General features: G+C 71.8%; 18 protein-coding genes and 1 pseudogene. 6 read left to right on the top strand and 13 right to left on the bottom strand.

The genetic code is table 11. From position 1 onward, the window contains the following. Window position 1: 1 nt before the first annotated feature. On the top strand, window positions 2–811 hold the full coding sequence (locus tag ACIBR0_RS07895; protein WP_396713350.1) for an endonuclease/exonuclease/phosphatase family protein: 810 nt from the start codon (window positions 2–4) through the stop codon (window positions 809–811). Between the two features lie 140 nt (window positions 812–951). Here ACIBR0_RS07895 and ACIBR0_RS07890 read toward each other — a convergent pair whose 3' ends face one another. Continuing rightward, on the bottom strand, window positions 952–1,809 hold the full coding sequence (locus tag ACIBR0_RS07890) for an alpha/beta fold hydrolase (protein WP_396713348.1): 858 nt from the start codon (window positions 1,807–1,809) through the stop codon (window positions 952–954). Further along, on the bottom strand, window positions 1,806–2,768 hold the full coding sequence (locus ACIBR0_RS07885) for a TIGR03557 family F420-dependent LLM class oxidoreductase (RefSeq protein WP_396713346.1): 963 nt from the start codon (window positions 2,766–2,768) through the stop codon (window positions 1,806–1,808). The genes ACIBR0_RS07890 and ACIBR0_RS07885 overlap by 4 nt, the downstream gene beginning before the upstream one ends. Window positions 2,769–3,005: 237 nt before the next feature. Here ACIBR0_RS07885 and ACIBR0_RS07880 point away from each other — a divergent pair, with 237 nt between their 5' ends. Continuing rightward, entirely contained in the window at window positions 3,006–4,379 is a 1,374-nt protein-coding gene (locus tag ACIBR0_RS07880; RefSeq protein WP_357033971.1) for a cellulase family glycosylhydrolase, read from the top strand. A 72-nt stretch (window positions 4,380–4,451) separates the two neighbouring features. On the opposite strand, the gene ACIBR0_RS07875 is transcribed toward ACIBR0_RS07880, so the two are convergent. The 6 genes from ACIBR0_RS07875 to ACIBR0_RS07850 form a co-directional block, all read right to left on the bottom strand. Further along, a complete protein-coding gene (locus ACIBR0_RS07875; RefSeq protein WP_396713344.1) occupies window positions 4,452–5,705 on the bottom strand; it encodes an RNA polymerase sigma factor in 1,254 nt (417 codons plus the stop codon). After that, a complete protein-coding gene (locus ACIBR0_RS07870; RefSeq protein ID WP_396713803.1) occupies window positions 5,702–6,094 on the bottom strand; it encodes a YciI family protein in 393 nt (130 codons plus the stop codon). Before ACIBR0_RS07870 ends, ACIBR0_RS07875 begins: the two co-directional genes overlap by 4 nt. Before the next feature lie 113 nt (window positions 6,095–6,207). After that, window positions 6,208–8,349, bottom strand: coding sequence for an alpha-galactosidase (locus tag ACIBR0_RS07865; protein WP_396713342.1), 2,142 nt, complete (start codon window positions 8,347–8,349; stop codon window positions 6,208–6,210). A gap of 122 nt (window positions 8,350–8,471) precedes the next feature. Further along, window positions 8,472–9,383 carry a carbohydrate ABC transporter permease gene (locus tag ACIBR0_RS07860; protein WP_396713340.1) on the bottom strand — a complete coding sequence of 304 codons (912 nt, stop codon included), beginning with the start codon at window positions 9,381–9,383 and terminating at the stop codon, window positions 8,472–8,474. Beyond that, window positions 9,380–10,339, bottom strand: coding sequence for a carbohydrate ABC transporter permease (locus tag ACIBR0_RS07855; protein ID WP_396713338.1), 960 nt, complete (start codon window positions 10,337–10,339; stop codon window positions 9,380–9,382). Before ACIBR0_RS07855 ends, ACIBR0_RS07860 begins: the two co-directional genes overlap by 4 nt. A gap of 26 nt (window positions 10,340–10,365) precedes the next feature. Further along, window positions 10,366–11,694: an ABC transporter substrate-binding protein gene (locus ACIBR0_RS07850; RefSeq protein WP_396713336.1), complete on the bottom strand. Its 1,329-nt coding sequence runs from the start codon at window positions 11,692–11,694 to the stop codon at window positions 10,366–10,368. Between the two features lie 280 nt (window positions 11,695–11,974). On the opposite strand from ACIBR0_RS07850, the gene ACIBR0_RS07845 reads away from it, so the two are divergent. Then, entirely contained in the window at window positions 11,975–13,984 is a 2,010-nt protein-coding gene (locus ACIBR0_RS07845; RefSeq protein WP_396713334.1) for a beta-galactosidase, read from the top strand. A 37-nt stretch (window positions 13,985–14,021) separates the two neighbouring features. After that, a complete protein-coding gene (locus tag ACIBR0_RS07840) occupies window positions 14,022–14,804 on the top strand; it encodes a DeoR/GlpR family DNA-binding transcription regulator (protein WP_396713332.1) in 783 nt (260 codons plus the stop codon). Window positions 14,805–14,886: 82 nt separating this feature from the next. Here the strand turns inward: ACIBR0_RS07840 and ACIBR0_RS07835 are convergent, their stop codons facing one another. Beyond that, window positions 14,887–16,161: an MFS transporter gene (locus ACIBR0_RS07835; protein ID WP_396713330.1), complete on the bottom strand. Its 1,275-nt coding sequence runs from the start codon at window positions 16,159–16,161 to the stop codon at window positions 14,887–14,889. Beyond that, on the bottom strand, window positions 16,154–16,771 hold the full coding sequence (locus ACIBR0_RS07830) for a winged helix-turn-helix domain-containing protein (protein WP_396713328.1): 618 nt from the start codon (window positions 16,769–16,771) through the stop codon (window positions 16,154–16,156). Before ACIBR0_RS07830 ends, ACIBR0_RS07835 begins: the two co-directional genes overlap by 8 nt. Before the next feature lie 180 nt (window positions 16,772–16,951). Between ACIBR0_RS07830 and ACIBR0_RS07825 the strand changes: the two genes are divergently transcribed. Continuing rightward, window positions 16,952–17,896: a sporulation protein gene (locus tag ACIBR0_RS07825; protein WP_396713327.1), complete on the top strand. Its 945-nt coding sequence runs from the start codon at window positions 16,952–16,954 to the stop codon at window positions 17,894–17,896. Window positions 17,897–17,966: 70 nt separating this feature from the next. Here ACIBR0_RS07825 and ACIBR0_RS07820 read toward each other — a convergent pair whose 3' ends face one another. Both ACIBR0_RS07820 and ACIBR0_RS07815 read right to left on the bottom strand, forming a co-directional pair. Then, entirely contained in the window at window positions 17,967–18,374 is a 408-nt protein-coding gene (locus tag ACIBR0_RS07820; RefSeq protein ID WP_396713325.1) for a hypothetical protein, read from the bottom strand. 185 nt (window positions 18,375–18,559) lie between these two features. Continuing rightward, window positions 18,560–18,694 (bottom strand): annotated as a pseudogene (locus ACIBR0_RS07815) (glycerophosphodiester phosphodiesterase); the annotation flags it as partial. A 153-nt stretch (window positions 18,695–18,847) separates the two neighbouring features. Between ACIBR0_RS07815 and ACIBR0_RS07810 the strand changes: the two are divergent. Next, the gene (locus ACIBR0_RS07810) at window positions 18,848–19,258 is read left to right on the top strand and encodes a hypothetical protein (RefSeq protein ID WP_357035888.1); all 411 of its coding nucleotides are present in this window, start codon (window positions 18,848–18,850) and stop codon (window positions 19,256–19,258) included. 178 nt (window positions 19,259–19,436) lie between these two features. On the opposite strand, the gene ACIBR0_RS07805 is transcribed toward ACIBR0_RS07810, so the two are convergent. Then, window positions 19,437–21,656, bottom strand: coding sequence for a HelD family protein (locus tag ACIBR0_RS07805; RefSeq protein ID WP_396713801.1), 2,220 nt, complete (start codon window positions 21,654–21,656; stop codon window positions 19,437–19,439). Window positions 21,657–21,864 lie beyond the last annotated feature (208 nt).

The following is a 21,864-nucleotide window of genomic DNA, read 5'->3' as shown; positions in this document are numbered from 1 at the left end:
GATGCTGCGGGTGATGACCTGGAACATCCGGACCGGCGGCCGGGACGCGGGCGGCGTCGACCGCACCGACGCGATCGTCCGGGTCGTCACCGACCTGCGGCCCGACCTGCTCCTCCTGCAGGAACTGCGGGGCTTCGACCGACCAGACACGCTCGGCGGGTTCGCGGGCCGGGTGGGGATGCGACCCCACCTGGCCCGGGCGTGCTTCGGGCAGCCGGTCGCGGTCCTGGTCCGCCCGCCGCTGCGGGTGCTGGACGCCGGCCGGGTACGCCGTCCGTTCCACCACGCCGCGGCCCGCGTACGCGTGGCCACCTCGGCGGGGCCGATGACCGTGCTCGGCACCCACCTGTACCCGTACTCCGGGGGGCGGCGGCGGATGGAGGCCGACTGGCTGGCGACTGCCGTGCGCCGGAGCCCGGACTCCCTGGCCCTGCTCGGCGGCGACCTGAACACCCTGGACCCGACGGTCGACCACGCCGGGCGGCTGGCCACCATGCCGGTGCGGTACCGCCGCCGGCACCTGAGCCGCGACGGCCGTACGGTCGACACCCGGGCGGTGTCCCGCCTGCTCGCGGCGGGCCTGGTGGACCTCTGGGCCGCCCACGCCGGTGCCACGGCGGAGGTGGAGGGACGGACCGTGCCGACCCGGCACGGCGGGGTGGAGTTCGTCGGGGCGCGGCTGGACTACCTGCTCGCCACCCCGCCGGTCGTCCCGCTCACGCGGACGGTACGGGTGGTCCGGGGCGGCGACGCCGACCATGCCTCCGACCACTACCCGGTCGTCGCCGACCTGGACCTGGATCCGGCCTGAGCCCTCCCTGAACCTGCTAGAAGACCAGGTTGAGCAGGACGGTCAGCACGATCGAGGCGACCACCGAGAACAGGATCATCAGCAGGCAGCCGAGGCCGCCGCCGGCCGGACGGATCTCCGTGTTGCCGATGCGCATGCGATCACCTGTTCGTCAGTGAGAGGGCGAGGAGCCGGCGGACCGCGTCGGCCACCGGGCCGGGCGCGGTGGTCAGGACGTTGTGCGCCGCCCTGGGCACGACCACGTCCCGGGCGTCGGGGACGAGCCGGGTGACCTGCGACCGCCAGCCGGGCGGCACCACGGGGTCCCGCGAGCCGGTCACCACCAGGGTGGGCGCGGTGATCCGTACCAGGTCCTCCTCGATGGAGTTGCGCACCGAGTAGGTCAGGGTCGCGTACACCCGCCAGGGGCGCGCGTCCCACACGTCGCGGAGCAGGATCGGTGCCTGCAGGGGCGCCTCGACCAGCGTGTCCACCAGCCAGCGGCCGAACTGCCCGCGCCGCGAGCGGGCCGCCGGGTCGCTGGTGGGCCCGGCCAGGACCACCGCGCGGACCGCGTCGGGGTGCCGGGCGGCCGCCGCCGCCACGACCTCCGCGCCGAAGGAGTGGCCGACCAGGCAGGCCGGCGGGAGACGGTACGCGGACAGCCAGGCCGCCAGGTGGTCGGCGTGCTGCCGCACGTCGTACGCGGTGCCGGGCCGTTCGGTCAGCCCGAAGCCGGGCAGGTCGGGCACGTACACCGGGTGGGTGTCGCCGAGCGCCACGGCCAGCGGGGTGAGGTACCGGTGGGAGACCGCCAGCCCGTGCACCAGCACCACGGGCGGTGCGCCGGTGCCGGGGTCGGCGGTGCGCCGGGTGTGCGTCCGCAGCCCGTCCACCAGGTGCCACTCGCTGGTCAGCCCGGCCGCGGGCCGGGGTGCGGCCAGCGTGAGTCGCAGCTCGGCCGGTCCGAAGCGGCCGGCCGCGGTGGTGCGCGGCCGGCGCAGCAGGGACGGTTTCACAGCTCCCGCAGCCGCGGCAGCAGCTGCTCCTGTGCCCAGTCCAGGAACATCGGCTGGCTCTCCCCGCCGATCTGCACGATCGCGACGTGGGTGAAGCCGGCGTCGACGAACTTCTTGACCGCCTCGACGTGCCGGTCCACGTCCGGACCGCAGGAGATCCCCTGGGCGACGTCCTCCTCGCGGACGAACTGGGTCGCGGCGGCGAAGGCGTCCGGCCCGGGAAGGTCGGCGTTGACCTTCCAGCCGAGGCCGAACCACCGGAACTGGTCGTGCGCGATCTTGCGGCACTCCGCCTCGTCCGGGCCGTAGCAGATGGCCACCTGCCCGTAGCGGGGGCGACCGGCGCCGCCGGCCTCCTCGTACATCTCGATCAGGTGGGGCAGCGGGTCGGTGGCGACGATGCCGTCGGCGTACTCGGCGGCGAGGGTGGCCGACTGGCGGCCGGACGCGGCGATGGCCATCGGCACCGGGCGCTCCGGCCGGTCCCAGACGTACGCGTCGGGCACGTCGTAGTGGTTGCCGGAGAAGGTCAACGTCTCGCCGTTGAGCAGCGGGCGGATGATCTGGAGCGCCTCCTCGAACATCTCGTGCCGCTGCTCGACGTGCGGCCAGCCACCGACCACGTGCTCGTTGAGGTTCTCCCCGGCACCCAGCCCGAGGGTGAACCGGCCGTCGGACAGCACCCCGATGGTGCTCGCCTTCTGCGCCACCACCGCCGGGTGGTACCGCCGGATCGGGCAGGTCACGAACGACATCAGCTCCGCCCGGCTGGTCGCGTGGGCGACGGCGCCGAGCACCGACCAGGCGTACGGGGAGTGGCCCTGGGAGTCCAGCCAGGGGTAGTAGTGGTCGGACATGACGAGGTGGTCGAAGCCGGCGGCCTCGGCGCGCACCGCGTAGTCGACCAGCTCCTTCGGGCCGGCCTGCTCGCACATCAGGGTGTAGCCGACGTTGACCATGTCCCTCCCCTTCCGGGCCGGCGGATCGTCACCGGATACCCCGGTGGGCGTCGGCCAACCCTGACGTCCCGATCGACCACGCTTTCCTTAACCGGTTCATTGCGTCGGAGCACCCATCGCCCTACGCTGATTCCTGCGTCGCCGGGAGCCAGGTGGCGGCTGTCGGGCTGCAGCTGCCGCCGGTTGAGACGTCCCCACCCCGCCCTGGGCAGCGGGGGACCCTCGGTGAGGAAGACCATGAAGACACGACTTACCGCCGTCGCGGCGGCGCTGCTGGCGCTGCTCGTCGGCGTACTGGCGTTCGGGCAGCCTGCGCGGGCCGCCACCGGTTTCTCGGTGGCGAACGGCAAGCTCTACGACGCCAACGGCACGGAGTTCGTCATGCGTGGGGTCAACCACGCCCACACCTGGTACCCGCAGCAGACCAGTTCCTTCGCCAACGTCAAGGCGCTCGGCGCGAACACCGTGCGGGTGGTGCTCGCCAGCGGGGACCGCTGGACCCGCAACAGCAACGCCGACGTCGCCAACGTCATCTCCCTGTGCAAGGCCAACCGGCTGATCTGCGTGCTGGAGGTCCACGACACCACCGGCTACGGCGAGCAGAGCGGCGCGGTCAGCCTGGACCGGGCGGTGGACTACTGGCTGAGCATCGCCGACGTCCTGGCCGGCCAGGAGAGGTACGTCATCGTCAACATCGGCAACGAGCCGTACGGCAACCAGAACTACGGCTCCTGGGCCACCGACACGTCCAACGCCATCAAGCGGCTGCGCAACGCCGGCCTGGACCACACGATCATGGTGGACGCGCCCAACTGGGGCCAGGACTGGTCCTTCACGATGCGCAACAACGCGTCGACGGTGTTCGCCGCCGACCCGGACCGCAACACCGTCTTCTCCATCCACATGTACGGCGTCTTCGACACCGCCGCGGAGATCAGCGACTACCTGGGCCGGTTCCGCAGCGCGGGCCTGCCCATCGTCGTCGGCGAGTTCGGCTTCGACCACTCCGACGGCAACCCGGACGAGGAGACGATCCTGTCGTACAGCCAGGCCAACGGGATCGGGTGGCTGGGCTGGTCGTGGAGCGGCAACGGCGGCGGTGTCGAGTACCTGGACATGGCCACCGCCTTCGACCCGGCCCGCCTGACCACCTGGGGCCAGCGTCTCTTCAACGGCGCCAACGGGATCCGGCAGACCGCGAAGGAGGCGACCGTCTTCGGCACCACCCCGCCGACCACGCCGCCGCCCACGACCCCGCCGCCGACCACCCCGCCGCCGACGACTCCGCCCCCCACCACGCCGCCGCCGAGCGCCGGCTGCACCGCCACGTACAGCGTGGTCAACTCCTGGCAGGGCGGCTTCCAGGGTGAGGTGAGGGTGACCGCCGGCTCCTCGGCGATCACCGGCTGGACGACCCGCTGGACGTTCGCCAACGGCCAGACGGTCAGCCAGTCCTGGAACGCCACGGTCAGCGCCTCCGGCTCGACGTACACCGCCCGCAACGTCGACTACAACGGCCGGCTGGGCGCGGGCGCCAGCACCAGCTTCGGCTTCATCGCCAGTTGGAACGGCACCAACGCCACGCCCGCGGTGAGCTGCACCGCGAGCTGAGGCCCGTCGTACCCCCACCGGTGGCCGGGTCCGCGCGGACCCGGCCACCGCCGGACCGGGGAGGTCCGGTGGTCACCGGCGGTCGGCAGTCACGCGGGCGGCACGCATCAGCAGGTAGCGCTGCTCGGGAACGCTCGTCGTGGCGACCGCTGCCGCCCGGTAGTGGGTGACCGCCCGCTCCCGGTCGCCGGCCATCTCGTGCAGGTGCGCCCGGACCGCGTCGACGCGGTGGTGCCTGACCAGCCGCGGGTCGTCGGCCACTGCGTCGACGGCAGCCAGCCCAGCGGCCGGACCGTCCACCATGGCCGTCGCGACGGCCTTGTTGAGCTGCACCAACGGGTTGTCGGAGAGGTGTTCCAGCACCCCGTAGAGCGCGCGGATCTGCGGCCAGTCGGTGTCGGCGGCGGTGGTCGCCTCGTCGTGCAGTGCCGCGATGGCGGCCTGCACCTGGTACGGCCCGACCGGCCCGCGCGCCATGGCCCGGGTGACCAGCGCCGTTCCCTCGGCGATCGCGGCACCGTCCCAGCGGCTCCGGTCCTGGTCGGCGAGGGAGATCAGCTCGCCGGACGGGCCGGTACGGGCCGCCGCCCGCGCCTCGGTGAGCAGCATCAGTGCCAGCAGCGCGGCGACCTCGCTGTCGTCGGGCAGCAGCGCGCGTACCTGACGAGCCAGGCGGATGGCCTCCTCGGCGAGGTCGACCCGGCGCAGGTCCGCGCCGGTGCTGGCGGTGTGCCCCTCGGTGAAGATCAGGTAGAGCACGTGCAGCACCGACGCCAGCCGCCGGCCCCGCTCGGCGCCCTCGGGCATGTGGAAGGCGACGCCGGAGGCGCGGATCCGCTGCTTGGCGCGGCTGATCCGCTGCGCCATGGTGGCCTCCGGCACCAGGAAGGCGTGCGCGATCTCGGCGGTGGTCAGGCCGCCCACCGCCCGCAGGGTGAGCGCGATCGCCGACGCCGGTGTCAACGCCGGGTGGGCGCAGAGGAACAGCAGGACGAGGCTGTCGTCCCGCAGCGCGGTCAGGTCCTCGTCGGCCGCCGGCGCGGTCCGCCGGTCGTCCGGCTCCCGTCGCGCGGCCAGGTCCTCCCGCCGCCGGCGGGCCGTCTCGACGCGGACCAGTTCGATCATCCGCCGGTACGCGACCTGCGTGAGCCAGCCGCGCGGGTTGTCCGGCAGCCCCTCGACGGGCCACTGTGTCGCCGCCGCCAGCAGGGCCTCCTGCACGGCGTCCTCGGCGGTGGCGAAGTCGCCGAACCGGCGGGCGAGTACGCCGAGGACCTGCGGCGCCAGCTCGCGCAGCAGGTCCTCGGCGGTGTGGTCGGTCGTCACATCTCCTGCGGTGGGGCGGACATGACGGGGTGCACCTCGATCGGCATGTTCAGCGGACGTCCGCCCGGGCCGGGGGCGGTGGAGATGTGCGCGGCGATCTCCACGGCCCGCTGCGGGGTCTCGCAGTCCACGATCCAGAAGCCGGCGAGGAACTCCTTGGTCTCCGCGAACGGCCCCTCGGTCACCACCGGGGTGCCGTCGGCGCCGGCCCGGACGATCTTCGCCTGCGACGGGCCGGCGAGGCCCTGCCCGTCGACCCACTCGCCGTCGGCGACCAGCTTCTCGTTGACCTCACCCATGAACCCGATGTGCGCCTGGATCTCCTCCGGCGTCCAGGTGTCGATCGCGGGGAAGGCGGTACCGGCGGCGCTGAACTGCATCAGCAACATGTACTTCACGTCTGGCTCCTCACGACTGGGCACCATCCTCGGTGCTTTCACCCGGTGGTAGAAGCCGGCGCACCGGTTCTCGACATCCGCGTCGAAAAAAGTTCCCGGTCATCTCAGTCGACCGCGGTGACCTCCAGCAGCACGGTCTGCTCGGGGTGCAGGGCGGGCATCTGGAGTCCCACGGTCGCCAGCACCGTCCCGCCCAGCGTGGTCCCCGACCCCCAGCCAGGTTCGGTCATCTGGAGGACCGCCGGCTCCGGTACGCCCACCGCCGGGCGGACCGCGTACCGCCGCCGCGGGTCCAGGCCGGGCAGCCGGACCGGCCCGGGCACCTGGGCCACCGAGGTGGCCAGCCGCGCCACCGCGTACACCGCCCGGGAACCGTCGTGCGCGACCACGCCGTGCGCCCAGACGGCCGGGTCGGGGTGGTCGACCCGGACCACCCGGCCACCGTGCAGCAGCGGACGGAGCCGCTTGTGCAGCGCGACCCACGCCGCCAGCTCGCGGCGCTCCCCGTCGCTGATCGCACCGATGTCCCATTCGATGCCGTGGTGGCCGAAGAGCGCGGTGGCGGCCCGGAAGCCGAGGTCGTGCACCCGGTGGGTGGTGTGCGAGCGTTCCGGCCCGACGTGGGTGCCGACCAGCTCGGGTGGCAGCAGCAGCCCGGTCCACCGCTGGATGGCCAGCCGCTCCAGGGCGTCGTTGCAGTCGCTGGCCCAGACCCGGTCGGTGCGCCGCAGGATCTCCAGGTCCACCCGGGCGCCGCCGGAGGCGCAGCTCTCGATCTCCACCCCCGGGTGGCGGGCCCGCAGCTCGTCGAGGAGCCGGTAGACCGCGAGGGTCTGCTCGTGCACCCCGGGGCGGCCGTGGTGACCCGCCTCGGTGAGGTCCCGGTTGTGGTCCCACTTGAGGTAGCTGATCCCGGGATGCTCGGTGAGGATCGCGTCCAGCCGTCCGAGCAGGTACGCGTATGCGTCCGGGTGGGCGAGGTCGAGCACCTGCTGGTGCCGCCACTCCGGCGGGAACCGGCCGGGCACCGACAGCACCCACTCCGGGTGGGCGCGGAACGTCTCCGAGTCCGGGTTCACCATCTCCGGCTCGACCCACAGTCCGAACTGGAGTCCCCGCCCGGTCACGTGGTCGATCAGCGGATGCAGCCCGTCCGGCCAGACGTCGGTGTCGACGAACCAGTCGCCGAGTCCGGCCCGGTCGTGCCGCCGGCCCCGGAACCAGCCGTCGTCGAGGACGAACCGCTCCACCCCGACCTCGGCCGCGTGGTCGGCGAGGGCGGTCAGCCGCGCCAGGTCGTGGTCGAAGTAGACGGCCTCCCAGACGTTGAGGGTGACCGGCCGGGGCGTACGCGGGTGACTCGGGCGGGCCCGCAGGTGGGTGTGCAGGACGTCGCTCAGCCCGTCCAGGCCGTCGTCGGAGAAGGCGGCGTAGAGGAGTGGGGTGGCGTACTCGGCGCCGGGGCCCAGCACCACCTCGCCGGGGGCCAGCAGCTCGCCGCCGCCCAGCGTGGACTCGCCGGTGGGCCGTCGCTCGGCGAAGGTCACGTGGTCACCGCTCCACGCGGTGTGCACCGCCCACACCTCGCCGTGGCCGAAGCCGAACCCGGCGGTCCCGGCGACCAGGAGCAGGGTCGCGTCGTGCCCGGTCCGCCCGTGCCAGCCCTCCCGCACCCAGGTGCCCATCGGCCACGGATGCCGCTGCGGGCTCCGCTCCCGGCACCACCGGCCGGTCAGGTCGAGCAGTTCGGTGGCCACCGCCGGCACCGGCAGGACGGGGGCGAGCTGCCGCAGCTCGTACGGGGTGACGCCGTCGTTGCGCAGCCGGTGTCGCAGTAGCAGCAGGCCGGTCGGGTCGAGGTCGATCTCGACGGTCAGGGACAGCTGCGCGTCGGCGTCGGAGGCCCGGACGGTGGCCCGGGCGGTCCCCTCCTCGGGGTCCTCGACGTCCAGTCCGTCGAGATGGAAGGCGGTGGACCAGGCGGTGCCGTCGCGGTGCCCGGCCAGCGCCGGACGCCCACTCCAGCCGGCGCCCGCCTCGGGCAGCACCGACAGCACGGTCGGCGCGTCGAAGCTGCTCGGCACCACCGGCGGGACGGTCGCGTCGACCAGGCCGGGTAGGTCGTCGGCCGGCACCGTGCCGAGATCCGCGCCCCAGTGCACGACGCGGGGGAGCCCGGGGCCGCGCGCGTCGAGCACCAGGCTCGTCCGGGCGCGACGGAGGTGGACGATGGTCGGGATCGACATGGGCACCATCTCTCGGCGGGATCCGGAGGGGTATGAGAGCGGTGAGCGATATGCCTGCCAGTCATATTCATGCCTGACAGGCATATCGCTCGTGGAGATATCTGCCGCGACGGCGCCGGCCCTCAGCCCTTGGACGCGCCCAGGGTGAGCCCCCGGACGAACTGCTTCTGCAGCAGGAAGAAGACCACCAGGGTGGGGATCGCGACCAGCACCGAGCCGGCCGAGACCAGGTTGTTGTCGGTGAAGAACTCGCCGCGCAGGTTGTTCAGTGAGCTGGTGACGGGGAACTTGTCGCCGGTGCGCATGAGCACGGTGGCCCAGAAGAACTCGTTGTAGATCCAGGTCACCTCCAGCGTGGCCAGGGCCGCCAGGGCGGGCCGGCACAGCGGCATGGTGACCTGCCAGTACTGCCGCCAGATGCTCGCCCCGTCGACCATCGCCGCCTCGTACAGGTCGCGGGGCAGCGCCTTCATGTAGTTGCTGAGCACGAACACGCAGAAACCACACTGGAAGGCGACGTTGACCAGGATCAACCCCCAGTAGCTGTCGTAGAGCAGCTCGGAGTCGCTCATGAATGCCGGCAACGGCACCTGGGTGAACAGCCGGAACAGCGGGATCAGCAGGGCCTGCTGGGGCAGCAGGTTCGCCGCCGTGAACAGGCCGAGCAGGACGATGTTGGTCTTCCAGCTGAACCGGGCGATGACGAACGCCACCATCGAGGCGAGGAAGAGCGTCAGCAGCACGGCCGGCAGGGTGATGTACGCGGAGTTGAGGAAGTGCTTGCCGAACTCGGCGGTCTGCCACGCGGTGACGTAGTTGTCGAACGTCCAGCCGCCGAACGAGACGTACCCGTTGGCGGCGGTGTACTCGTAGGACCGCAGGGAGGTCAGCACCGCCCACAGGATCGGGAACAGCCAGCCGATCGCCACCGCGGCGAGGAACACGTGCAGGACCACCCGCGCCGGTCGCAGGGGCCGCCGCGCCGGGGTCGGCGCGGCGTCTGCCGTCTCACGGGTCAGCGTCGCGGTGCTCATCGGCGGTCCTCCCGCATCACGGTGGCCAGGTAGACGGTGATGAACAGCAGCGACACGACCAGCATGATGGTGGCCAGCGCCGAGCCGAAGCCGATCCGGCTGGCCTCGCCCACCACGTTGGAGGTGACCAGCGCGGAGATCAGTTCCAACCCGTTGCGGCCCTTGTTGATGACCCACACCAGGTCGAAGGCGCGCAGCGACTCGATCACCGTCACCACCAGCACGATGATGTTGATTGGACGCAGCACCGGGAAGACGACCTTGAAGAAGGTGCTGGTCTCCGACGCGCCGTCCACGGCGGCGGCCTCCCGCAGTGACGGGTCGACGCCCTTCAACCCGGCCAGGTACAGCAGCATGATGTAGCCGACGTGCCGCCAGCCGGCGGCGAACAGCACCGCCCAGATGTTCACGTCCGGGTCGCCGTACCAGTCGATGCTCGTGCCGAGCACGGCGTTGAGCAGGCCCTGGTCGCGGGAGTAGATCAGCTGCCAGATGAAGCCGATCAGCGCCAGGGAGAGCACGACCGGCAGGTAGAGCGCGGTCTGGTAGAACCGGCTGCCGCGGATCTCCTTGTCCAGCAGGACGGCCAGGAACATGCCGATCGGCGTGGCCACCACGAAGAGCGCCACCAGCCAGAGCAGGTTGTTCTGCACGGCGGGGACGAACGGCGGGTAGATGTTGATGACGTCGGAGTAGTTGCGCGCGCCGACCCACTCGATCTCGCTGACCGGGCCGATGCCGTCCCAGTCGGTGCCGGAGAGCAGCACGGTGGCGACGGACGGCAGCCAGACGAGGCCGACGACGAGCAGCAGCGGTACGAGCACCATCAGCGTGATGACCACGCGGTCGGTGCGGGACAGGAGCCGTAGCCGGCGGCCGCGACCACCCGTGGAGGTGGTGGTCGCGGCCGGCGGCGGCACGGCGCGATCCGCTTGGATCAGGGGCAGGTCGGACACGGTGTCCTTCCCCTCTCGCCGTCTCGTCAGTCGGTGAAGATCGACTTCTTCTGGTTCTCGATGCTGTTGACGAGGCCGTCGATGTCGGCCGGGTTCTTGATGAACTGCTGGATCGCCGGGATGATCACCGTCGACGCGAAGTCGGGGCGGGTGTCGCGGTCGAGGAACTGGGCGATCTCGGTGGCCGAGCCGACCAGTTCGGCGGCCTTCTTCTGCAGCGCCGTGTAGCCGCTGGTGTCGGCCTCGGTGTTGGCGACCAGGGTGCTGGGGTCGTTCTTGACGGTGATGTCCGCCGCCGCCTTCGAGCCGACGTACTCCAGCATCTTCCTGGCGTTCTCCTCCTCCTTGGGCTTGCGCGCCATCATGTAGCCGTCGATCGGCGCGTCCAGGGCCTTGGCCCCGATCGCGGGGTCGATCTCCGGGAAGGTGAAGAAGTCCAGGTCGTCCTGCTCGTCGGCGTTGAACTGCTGGGCGACGAAGAGGCCGAGCAGGTACATGCCGCTCTTCTTCTGCTGCAACGACTGGGCCGCCTCCTGCCAGGTCCGGCCGAGGGAGTCCGGTTGGTGCAGGGGGAGCAGCCCGCGCCAGGTGTCGAAGACCTTCTTGACCTTGTCAGAGGTCCAGGACTCCTTGCCGGCCATCAGGTCGACGTGGAACTGGTAGCCGTTGATGCGCAGGTTGAGGATGTCGAAGGTGCCCATCGCCGGCCAGCCGTCCTTGTCGGCGAAGGCGATGGGGGCGAGGCCGTCCTTCTTCATCTCGGCGGAGAGCGCGGTGAGCTGGTCGAGCGTCGTCGGCACCTGGTAGCCGTTCTGCTGCCAGACCGACTTGCGGTAGAAGACCGCCCACGGGTAGTACGACGACGGCACGAAGTACTGCTTGCCGTCGTCGCCGGTGGACGCCTTCTTGAACGCCTCCGACTGCCCCGAGAGCTTGCCCCAGACGTCGCTGACGTCCCCGGCGAGGCCCTTGGCGGCGAAGAACCGCATCCGGTAGCCGGCGAACCACATGAACACGTCGTCCGGCTTGCCCTGGAGGTAGTTGTTGATGTTCTCCTGGTACGTGTTGTGGTCGACGGTGTTGACCGCGACCTGGAGGCCGGAGGACGTCTGGAAACCGTCGACGACCTTCGCGATCACCTCCTTGGGCTTCGGGTCGGACTGGTTCGACCCGAGCGACACCGTCTTGGACCCCGACCCGCCGGAGTCGGAGTCGCCGCCGCAGCCGGCGAGCAGACCGGTGCCGAGCAGGGCGCCGGCGCCGGCGCCGGCGAGCACCGAGCGGCGGCGGAGGCCGGCGACGGAGGGGGGTACGAGCCGGGCCAGGTACTCGGCTTGGGATCGGGGACGGGACATGGTGCCTCCTGCGGATGAAGAGGTGCGCTGCGCCCGAGGGCCGTGACGGGGTGGCGGGTCGGCCATTCGTGATCCCACATCCGGATCCATCGCGAATCCACATTGGCAAACACGAACTGCCAGTGGCGCCTGAAACTACTCGCCCTTCCCGCGCTGTCAAGAGGGGCGGCTGGCGCGGATAACCCAGTCGTGACAAGGCTGTAATGAGGTAAACGTTGGAAACGATGTCGATGTTGGAAACTGTTGACTTGCCTCGCAGGTCGGGGCACGCTCTGCAGCCATGCGGCGATGGCAGGGCGACCGGATCTGGTACGGCGCCGACTACAACCCGGAGCAGTGGCCCGAAGCGACGTGGGCCGAGGACGTCGAACTGATGCGCCGCGCCGGGGTCAACCTGGTGTCGGTCGGCATCTTCTCCTGGGCCCTGCTGGAGCCCGCCCCCGGCGAGTTCGACTTCGGCTGGCTCGACCGCGCGATCGACACGCTGCACGGCGGCGGGATCGCCGTCGACCTGGCCACCGCCACCGCCAGCCCGCCGCCGTGGCTCGCCCACCGGCGCCCGGAGACCCTTCCCCGCCGCGCCGACGGCGCGATCCTGTGGCCCGGCGGACGCCAGGCGTACTGCCCCAGCTCGCCGGTGTTCCGGGACCGGTCGCTCGCCCTGGTCGAGGCCGTCGCCACCCGGTACGCCGAGCACCCGGCCGTCGTCATGTGGCACGTCTCCAACGAGCTGGGCTGCCACAACGTGCACTGCTACTGCGACGTCAGCGCCGAGGCGTTCCGCCAGTGGCTGCGCGAGCGGTACGGCGGCCTGGACGGCCTCAACGCCGCCTGGGGCACCGCGTTCTGGAGCCAGCGGTACGGCGACTGGGCCGAGGTGAACCCGCCCCGGCTCGCCCCGACCTTCGCCAACCCGACCCAGCAGCTGGACTTCCTGCGCTTCTCCTCCGACGAGCAGCGGGCCCAGCTGCGCGCCGAGCGGACGGTGCTCGACCGCCTGGTCCGGCAGCCGGTCACCACGAACTTCATGATCGGCACCGGCATCAAGTACCTGGACTACCACTCCTGGGCGTCCGACGTGGACGTCGTCTCCAACGACCACTACCTCACCGCCGCCGACCCGGACTCCCACCTCGGGCTGGCACTCGCCGCCGACCACACCCGCGGCGTCGCCGGCGGGGACCCCTGGCTGCTGATGGAGCACTCCACCAGCGCGGTCAACTGGCAGCCCCGCAACGTCGCGAAGACCCCGGGGCAGTTGCGCCGCAACAGCCTCGCGCACGTGGCGCGCGGCGCCGACGGCGTGCTCTTCTTCCAGTGGCGGGCCTCCCGAGCCGGTGCGGAGAAGTTCCACTCGGCGCTGCTCCCGCACGCCGGGCCCGACACCAAGGTCTTCCGGGAGGTCTGCCGGCTGGGCGCGGACCTGGCCGCGATCTCCGAGGTGATCGGCAGCCGCGTCGACGCCGAGGTGGCGATCCTGTTCGACTTCGAGGCGTGGTGGGGCGCCGAGCTGGACTCGCACCCCAGCGTCGACGTCACGTACGCCGACCGGCTCACCGCCCTGCACGGTGCGCTGTTCCGGGCCGGGATCACCGCCGACGTGGTGCATCCCTCGGCCGACCTGTCGCGCTACCGGCTGGTCCTGGTCCCGACCCTCTACCTGGTCCGCGACGCGCACGCCGAGGCGCTGCGCGCGTACGTCGCCGCCGGCGGCACCGCGCTGGTCACGTACTTCAGTGGCATCGTCGACGAGAACGACCACATCCGCCTCGGCGGCTACCCGGGAGCGTTCCGCGAGCTGCTCGGTGTGCGTACCGAGGAGTTCTTCCCGCTGCGGGCGGGGGAGCGGATCCACCTTGACGACGGCTCGACGGCCGACGTGTGGACCGAGTGGCTGCACGCCGAGGGCGCCGAGGTGCTCGCCGCGTACGCCGACGGGCCGCTGCCGGGCGTGCCGGCGGTGACGCGGCACGCGGTCGGCGACGGCGCGGCCTGGTACGTCGGCACCCGCCTGGACTCCGAGGGCACCGACGCGCTGGTGGCCCGGCTGGTCGCCGAGTCCGGCGTCCGCCCGGCGGCCGACGTCCCGGCGGGGGTGGAGGTGGTGCGGCGCCGGGCCGGCGACCGCAGCTGGCTCTTCGTCGTCAACCACACCGACGCCGAGGCCCGGGTGGCGGTCACCGGCACCGAACTGCTCGGCGGAGCGGCCTGCGCCGGCGAGCTGACCGTGGCCCCCGGCGAGGTGGCCGTGGTACGCGAGGACGCGGCCCGCACCGCGGATCCGGCCTGAGCCGACTACCCTTCCCCACGGCCGTCAAGGAGGTTCGATGCTCGCCCAGCAGCGGCAGACCGCCATCCTCGACCTGATCCGGCAGCGTGGCGGCGTCCGCGTCAGCCACCTGGTGAGCCGGTTCGGGGTCTCGGACATGACCATCCGCCGCGACCTGGAGGTGCTCGCCGAGCGGGGCCTGGTGGACAAGGTGCACGGCGGCGCGACCCTGGCCGGTCCCGGCTCCGCCGAGGAGCCGGGCTTCGCCGCCAAGTCCATCCGGCAGCAGGCCGAGAAGCGGGCGATCGCCGAACGGGCCGCCACGCTGGTCGAGCCCGGCATGGCGATCGCGCTGTCCGCCGGCACCACCACGGCCGCCCTGGCCACCCTGCTCGCCGACGTGCGGGGCCTGACCGTGGTGACCAACTCCATCCCGGTCGCCGACGCGCTCTACCAGAACCCGCGCGCCGACCAGACGGTCGTGCTGACCGGCGGCATCCGGACGCCGTCGGACGCTCTGACCGGCCCGGTGGCCGAGGCGGCGATCGGCACGCTCAACGTGGACCTGCTCTTCCTCGGCGTGCACGGGATGAGCCCGCGGACCGGCTTCACGACGCCGAACCTGCTTGAGGCGGGGGTGAACCGCTGTCTCATCAACGCCGCCCGCCGGCTGGTGGTGCTCGCCGACCACACCAAGTGGGAGACCATCGGTATCGCCACCATCGCGCCGCTGGAGGAGGCGGACCTGCTGGTCACCGACGTCGGCCTGCCGGCCGAGGCGCGCAGCCAGATCGGTGACCAGGTGGGTGAGCTGATCGTCGTGGATCCTGTGTCGTTCTGACCAGCCGCCTGATCGAGCTGCGGAGGCCGCGGTTGCTGACCGCCACGGCAGGCGCCCCAGAACGGGGCGCCGGGCGGAGCACTCACTCCTCCTCGGGCAGTTGGCGCATGGTGCGCAGCGGGGAGAAGAGGACCCAGAGCACTCCGAGCAGGGCGCCGACGGTGGCGATCCAGAGGGCGGGGCGTACGCCGATCGCGGCGCCGAGTGCGCCGCCGATCAGGGCGCCGACCGGCCGGATGCCGTAGTTGACGGTGCGTTTGAAGCCGGAGACCACGGCGAGCATCGTCTCCGGTGTGGCCGCGATCTGCACCGATCCGTATGCGATGTCGAGGACCATGACGCCCAGCGCGGAGACGAACTCGGCGGTGACCAGCAGCGCGACCACCAGCGGTCGTGGTCCGCCGGCCAGCGGTACGAGGATCAGTGGGGCCGGGAAGACGACGAGGCCGAGGATCGCCGCGGGGCCGATGCCGATCCGGCGACTGACCGGGCCGGCGATCGTTGCGCCGAGCAGGCCGCCGAACGCGCCGGCTCCGATGATCAGGCCCAGCAGGCCGGGGGAGACGTCCAGTTCGGTGGTCACGTACAGCAGGAAGAGCGCGGCGAACATGTAGTTGAACAGGTTGAGGGTGGTGGCACCGAGCAGGAGCGCCCGAAGGACCGCAGAGCGGGCCACGTACCGCACGCCGGCGGCCATGCCCAGGCCGGGGCCGGCCTGGACGGGACGCTCGGTGACCCTTGTCCGGGCGAGGAAGACAGCCGACGTCAGGTAGGTGAGCACGTCGGCGACCAGTGCGACCGGGGCGGTGAGCACCTGGACGAGCACGCCACCGATGCTCGGGCCGGCCACGTACGACATGGCTCTGCTGCCGTTGATCAGACTGTTGGCGGCCACGTAGTCCGGTCGCCGGACCAGGGCGGCGAACAGGCTGCTGTGTGCCACCTCGAAGAACACCGAGAGGGTCCCGATCAGGAAGGCCACAACACAGAGCAACGGTAGGTTGAGGGCGTCGGCCCACCACAGCAGCGGCACGGCCAGGAGAAGGCCCGCCCGGCCGAGGTCAGCGATGATCATTACTTGGCGGCGACGCGGGTACCGGTCCACCCAGGCGCCGGCCGGCAGGGAGAAGAACAGGTTCGGCAGCAGCGCGGCGGCGGTCAGGTAGCCCATCTCGGCGGGTCCGGCGCCGATCGCGAGCACGGCCAGCAGTGGCACGGCGAGCTCGGTGATCTGGTCGCCGAAGAGCGACACGGTCTGCGCTGACCAGTAGCGGCGGAAGGCCGTCTGCCGCAGCAGCTTGGGAATGTGCGGCCGGCGCGGCGGTGCGGGTTCGGTGAGGACGAGGGGTTCAATCACGGTCCGTCTCCGCTTGCCGGTCCTCGGCGGGTACGGGTCCACGCGGCACCGCCATCTGGATGATCTGCACCGGGCGAGAGCCGGGCGGGCGTCTCGCCGGGTCAGCAACCCGTTCGTCGTACCGGGCCAGCAGCGCGTCGATGTCCTCCGTGAGCTCGCGCAGCTCAGTGGCGGTGACGTGCAGCAGCGCGTCCCCGAAGCCGGCGGCGGCCCGCCACTCGACAGGCTCGTCGCCGCGGACCGCGAGGTAGTCCTGCGCGCGTTGCACGAAGAGGGCAAGCATCACACTGTTGAGCTGGTCCGTGGCGGCCTTCATGGCCGGGTCGTCGGAGTCGTCGTCCCAGGACGTGTCTCGTGCGGTGGCCCGCCAGGGCCGTTCTCGGCTGTCCGCCCCGGGAACGCGTTCGGCGAACCCGTACTTGGCGAGCTGTCGCAAGTGGAACGAGCAGTTCGGCACGTTGTCGTCGAGCCGGGCGGCAGCCTGAGTCGCGGTCATCGGGCCGTCGCTGCGCAGCAGCCCGATCAGACGCATCCGGAGCGGATGCGCGTACGCCCGCAGGGCCCGCGGGTCGGTGAGCCTGATCGAACGCTGAGGCGCCTCGTCGGTCATACGCTAGAGATTGCTTTAGAAAGATATCTCTAGCAACTGGTATCCGCCCTTGAGTCGCCGATGGATCTACTCGTATCGCCGCTCCGGCGTGCTTCACAGCCATCTCACAGGGCATCTGGATAGGGTCCGCAGCAACGACCCGTTCCAGATCGGAGCGGGGATCGGTATCCGGGAGTTCCGATGGTCTTCAAGAAGATGTTGAGCGCGTTCGGCGTGGGCGGTCCGAGCGTGGACACGGTCCTGACGAACCCCAACACCCGACCCGGCCTCACCCTGGACGGGCAGGTCAACCTGGTCGGCGGTGACGCGCCGGCGAACATCGAGCAGGTCGTCATCGGCCTGGTCACCCGGGTGGAGATCGAGGGCGGCGACCACGAGTTCGCCGGGGTGATGGAGTTCCATCGGATGCCGGTCAGCGGCGCGCTCCAGCTCGCCCCGAAGCAGCAGATGTCCCTGCCGTTCCAGCTCCCGGTGCCGTGGGAGACCCCGATCACCGACGTGTACGGCCAGCGCCTGCACGGCATGACCATGGGCCTGCGCACCGAGCTGGCGATCGCCCGCGCGGTCGACAAGAGCGACCTGGACCAGGTCAACGTGCACCCGTTGCCGGTGCACGAGCGGATCCTGGAGGCCTTCCAGCGGCTCGGGTTCCGGTTCAAGCACGCCGACCTGGAGCGGGGCCACATCCGGGGCACCCAGCAGACCCTGCCGTTCTACCAGGAGATCGAGTTCTTCGCCGCGCCCCAGTACGCGCAGCTCATCACCGAGGTCGAGCTGACCTTCGTCACCAGCCGGCAGGGCGTGGACGTCATCCTGGAGTGCGACAAGCGCGGCGGGTTCCTGAGTGCCGGCCACGACGTCTTCGGTCGCTACCAGGTCTCGCACGCCGACGCCGACCGGGTCGACTGGGCGCAGGTGGTGGACGGCTGGCTCAAGGAGACCACCTCCCGCTACGGCGGCCTGCGGGCGCAGGGTGGCTTCGGCAACCCGTACGCCGGTCACCGCCGGGGTCCCGGCATGGGCGGCATGGTCGCCGGCGCGGCGCTCGGTATGGCCGGCGGCATGGTCGCCGGCGAGATGATCGAGGACGCCTTCGAGGGTGACTTCGGCGGCTTCGAGGAGTAGCCCTCCACACGACGGTGCCCCCCGGGACGGATCCCGGAGGGCATCGTGGTGTTACGCGGTGGTGCGCCGGTCAGTGCCGGGCCTTGCGCTCGTCACCGCTGCGGAAGTTGCTACCCGCCTTGGCCAGACCCCGGCTGCCCAGGTAACCGAGGGTCAGCAAGGTGATCATGAACCAGGCGTTGTCGGCCCGGAAGATGTCCACCCCGGCGGAGTTCTTGCCTACCAACTGGGACGCGGCGAGGACACCGATGACCGCGGCGATGTAGACCCAGAACTCGGTCGTCCGCAGCGACGGCTTGGTCTCGGTACCGGGCGCCTGGACCGCCTCGCGCCGTCCGTCGTGCGCCATCGGCATCGGACGGGTGGGCGTCTCCGTGGCCGCGCGGTCCATGGTGGCGCGTTCCTGCATCTGCGTGCGGTTCTGCACGTCGGCCTGCGGACGGTTCATCGGCCGGGTGCTTGCTGCCTGCGTGCTCATCGGGTCCTCCTCGGATTTGATGAGTCCCCCGCCCCGCCACCGTGTGTCGGCCACGGCGCGGTTCGCGTTCCTGCCGGGGGCACCCTGCGACTACCCGACCCGTCGGGGGCAGTAACACCCACCTCCGGCCGGATAGTTGTCGCGGCGCCGGGCGGGCCGTGACCCTGTGCCGCCCGGCGCCGCGCTCAGCGCAGGCCGTTACGGACCGCCACCCGGACCAGCAGGTCCGGGTTGTCGGTGATGATGCCGTCGACGCCCAGGTCCACGACGCGCTGCATGACCGCCGGATCGTTGACGGTGTACGGGATCACCTTGAGCCCGTACCGTCGCTGGAGGTGCGGATGTCCGGTCCGTGGCGAAGGCCGGGCCGTACTGGGGGTCGCGGTTGGGGTCGGCCGGCGGGCGCTGCGGGTTTGGCCGGGCGGTGGCCGGGCACGCTGAGATCACCGACGTCTTCTGCGAGGTGAATCGACATGCGTGAGGACGACATGCGACAGGACGCCGCCCGGCGGGCCGAGGACCGAATCGCCGGTGAGGTGTACGGCGAGGGGGCCCTGGACGAGGTGACCGTGCCCCAGACCGACGTGCAGCGGGTGATCCAGGACGAGGACCCGGACGACCCGGCTCACGTCCGGGTCGACCCGCAGGTGCTGCGCGACGGCGGTCCCACCCGCGGTCAGGGTGCGGTCACGACGACCGGTGGCACCGCCGGCCCGGCGAGCGTGCGCCGGCTGGCCCGCCAACCCGAACGCCATCCCGGCAAGGTCGCACCGACCACGACCGGTGACGCCACCACGGGCGGCCTCAGCACCCCAACCGGCGGCTCAACGAGCGACCAGTCCACCACAGCCACCGGCCCCGGCAACTCCACCTTCGACCAGTAACCCACCCACCCCACCCACCCCACCCCGCCCCACCCCGCCCCACCCACCCCACCCACCGCCCGCGTTGATCAAGGGCTTTGCGTCAAGCCGGAGCGCGGATCCTGACGCAAACCCCTTGATCACCGGGGAGGGCGGCGGGCGGCGGGTGGGTGGGTGGGGTGGGTGGGGTGGGGTGGGGTTAGGCGGGGCGGAGGATGCCCAGGCGTTGGGTGGCGCGGGTGAGGGCTACGTAGAGGTCGCTTCGGCCTCTTGGGGACTCCTGGACTATGCGGTCGGGGTCGGCCAGGAGGACCGAGTCGAACTCCAGGCCCTTGGCCTGGGCGACGGTCAGCACCACCACGGCGCTCTCCAGCTCCGGGTGCTCGCCGACGGCGGCCTCGGGCAGGTCGGCGGTGAGCGCTGCGCCCAGCTCGTCGACCCGGCCGGCGGGCACGATTACGCCGAGTCGTCCGCCCGCCAGGTCCGCCGCCTCCCGGGTGGCCGCGGCGACCAGCTCCGCGATGAGCCGGTCCGCCGGCACCGTACGGTCCCACGGCGGTACGCCGCTGGCGCGGACGGAGCGGGGCGGGCGCAGCGCCGGGTCGATCTCGGTGAGCACGTCGGCGGCGACCGCCATGATCTCGGCCGGGGTGCGGTAGCTCACCGTCAGCTCCTCCAGTCGCCACCGCTGCGCCACGTACGGCTCCAGCGCCTCGGCCCACGAGGGCGTACCGGACAGCGCGCCGGTCTGCGCCACGTCACCGACGATCGTCATCGACCGGCTCGGGCAGCGGCGCATCAGCAGCCGCCACGCCATCGGCGACAGCTCCTGCGCCTCGTCGACGATGACGTGGCCGAACGCCCAGTTCCGGTCGGCGGCGGCGCGCTGCGCGGTGGTCAGCCGCTCGGCCTCCTCCTGCCGTTCCAGCAGCCGGTCGGCGTCGATGAGGTCGGTGACGCCGAGGATCTCGCCGCCGTCGGCCTCGTCCTCCACGTCGATCGACCGGGAGCCCCGGGCGATCTCCAGCACGCCCTCGGCGTACTCCCGCTCGAAGGCCCGGATCCGTTCCCGGCGGGCCGCCGCGGCGCGGTCGTCCTCGCCGAGCAGCTCGGCCGCCTCGTCGAGCAGCGGGACGTCGGCCGGCGTCCAGCCGCCCGGCTCGCGGTGCAGCAGGGCCCGCTCCGCGTCGGTCAGCGTCGCCGCGGCGGTGGCGATCCGGTCGGAGTCGGCGAACAGGTCGGCGAGCAGGCGCTGCGGGGTGAGCAGCGGCCAGAGCCGGTCCAGTACGGCCTTCACCTCCGGTTCCTCGCGCAGCTCGCGGCGGATCTCGGCGACGTCGGCCTCGTCCAGCAGGTTCTCCCCGCCGAGCGGGTCGGCGCCGATGCGCTCGGCCACCTGGCCGGCGAGGGCGTAGACGATCTCGACGTCGAACACCGCGCGGGCCAGGTTGTGCGGCCGGCCCGACCGCCGGGCCCGGTCCCGGGCCACCCGGACCGTCTCCGGGGCCAGCGTCAGGACCTCCCGCTGCGGGAGTTCGATCTCCAGGGGCTCGTCGGGCACCCACTGCCGGTCAAGGACGGCGGCGCCCAGCACGTCGACCATGACCGGGCGGCCCTTCAGTGCCGCCGCCTCGGCCGACTCGACGCGTCGGGCGTTGACGCCGGGGAAGAGGTCGGCCGGGGTACGCAGCAGGACGCCGGTCTCCGCCAGCGCGGGCAGCACCTGGGAGATGTAGCGCAGGAACGTCGCGTTCGGGCCGACCAGCAGCACCCCTCGGGTGGAGAGCTGCTGGCGGTGGGTGTAGAGCAGGTACGCCGCCCGGTGCAGCGCCACCGCGGTCTTGCCGGTGCCCGGCCCGCCCTGGACCACCAGCACGCCCGGCAGGTCGGCCCGGATGATCCGGTCCTGCTCGCCCTGGATGGTCTCGACGATGTCGCGCATCCGGCCGGTCCGGCCGGCGTTGAGGGCGGCCAGCAGCGACGCCTCACCGGTCAGCTCCTCGTGCGCCGTGGGTGAGGCGGCCTCGATGTCGAGGACCTCGTCGTTGAGGCCGGTGACCTTCCGGTGCCGGGTACGCAGGTGCCGCCGGCGGCGTACGCCCTGGGGGTTCGCGGCGGTGGCGAGGTAGAAGGCGCGGGCCGCCGGGGCCCGCCAGTCCATCAGCAGCGGGTCGTAGTCGCCGGTGGTGTCGAAGATGCCGATCCGGCCGATGTAGTGGCGACCGCCGTCGTCGGTGTCGAGCCGGCCGAAGCAGAGGCCGTTCTCCACCGCGGAGTACTGCTCGACCTGGTCGGCGTACATCTGGACGGCGCCGTCGCGCTGGGAGCGGGCCTGCAGGGTGCCACCGGTGGCGCGCAGTTCCTCGGTCAGCCGGCGGCACGACTGGTCGCGCAGCCCGTCCAGGCGCCCGTAGAGCATCGAGACGTACTCCTGCTCGCGGCCGATCTCGTCGTCGGGCTGCGCTTCACCGGGACCGCCGGAGTGCCTTGACAAGCCGTCTCCCAATTGGTTAGTATCTTTCCGAGAACGGCCTTTGAGCCGTTCTTTTTTGTTGCCTGAACTGAGAAAGATACCGTCCGCCGGCGTACCGGACCAAGCCCGCACGGCGAGTCCCGGGCCACTGCCC

It is taken from the genome of Micromonospora sp. NPDC049497 (genome assembly GCF_044465805.1).
Taxonomy (GTDB): Bacteria; Actinomycetota; Actinomycetes; order Mycobacteriales; family Micromonosporaceae; genus Micromonospora.
The sequence above is the reverse complement of the archived record's forward strand: the minus strand, read 5'-3'. Positions and strand labels throughout refer to the sequence as shown.

What these genes read in the sequence shown, in the direction of transcription:
- ACIBR0_RS07895 (WP_396713350.1), top strand. Translation starts at nt 2, where the DNA reads ATGCTGCGGGTGATGACCTGGAACATCCGGACCGGCGGCCGGGACGCG.
- ACIBR0_RS07885 (WP_396713346.1), bottom strand. Translation starts at nt 2,768, where the DNA reads ATGGTCAACGTCGGCTACACCCTGATGTGCGAGCAGGCCGGCCCGAAG.
- ACIBR0_RS07880 (WP_357033971.1), top strand. Translation starts at nt 3,006, where the DNA reads ATGAAGACACGACTTACCGCCGTCGCGGCGGCGCTGCTGGCGCTGCTC.
- ACIBR0_RS07870 (WP_396713803.1), bottom strand. Translation starts at nt 6,094, where the DNA reads ATGTTGCTGATGCAGTTCAGCGCCGCCGGTACCGCCTTCCCCGCGATC.
- ACIBR0_RS07865 (WP_396713342.1), bottom strand. Translation starts at nt 8,349, where the DNA reads ATGTCGATCCCGACCATCGTCCACCTCCGTCGCGCCCGGACGAGCCTG.
- ACIBR0_RS07860 (WP_396713340.1), bottom strand. Translation starts at nt 9,383, where the DNA reads ATGAGCACCGCGACGCTGACCCGTGAGACGGCAGACGCCGCGCCGACC.
- ACIBR0_RS07850 (WP_396713336.1), bottom strand. Translation starts at nt 11,694, where the DNA reads ATGTCCCGTCCCCGATCCCAAGCCGAGTACCTGGCCCGGCTCGTACCC.
- ACIBR0_RS07845 (WP_396713334.1), top strand. Translation starts at nt 11,975, where the DNA reads ATGCGGCGATGGCAGGGCGACCGGATCTGGTACGGCGCCGACTACAAC.
- ACIBR0_RS07840 (WP_396713332.1), top strand. Translation starts at nt 14,022, where the DNA reads ATGCTCGCCCAGCAGCGGCAGACCGCCATCCTCGACCTGATCCGGCAG.
- ACIBR0_RS07830 (WP_396713328.1), bottom strand. Translation starts at nt 16,771, where the DNA reads ATGACCGACGAGGCGCCTCAGCGTTCGATCAGGCTCACCGACCCGCGG.
- ACIBR0_RS07825 (WP_396713327.1), top strand. Translation starts at nt 16,952, where the DNA reads ATGGTCTTCAAGAAGATGTTGAGCGCGTTCGGCGTGGGCGGTCCGAGC.
- ACIBR0_RS07820 (WP_396713325.1), bottom strand. Translation starts at nt 18,374, where the DNA reads ATGAGCACGCAGGCAGCAAGCACCCGGCCGATGAACCGTCCGCAGGCC.
- ACIBR0_RS07810 (WP_357035888.1), top strand. Translation starts at nt 18,848, where the DNA reads ATGCGTGAGGACGACATGCGACAGGACGCCGCCCGGCGGGCCGAGGAC.
- ACIBR0_RS07805 (WP_396713801.1), bottom strand. Translation starts at nt 21,656, where the DNA reads ATGCTCTACGGGCGCCTGGACGGGCTGCGCGACCAGTCGTGCCGCCGG.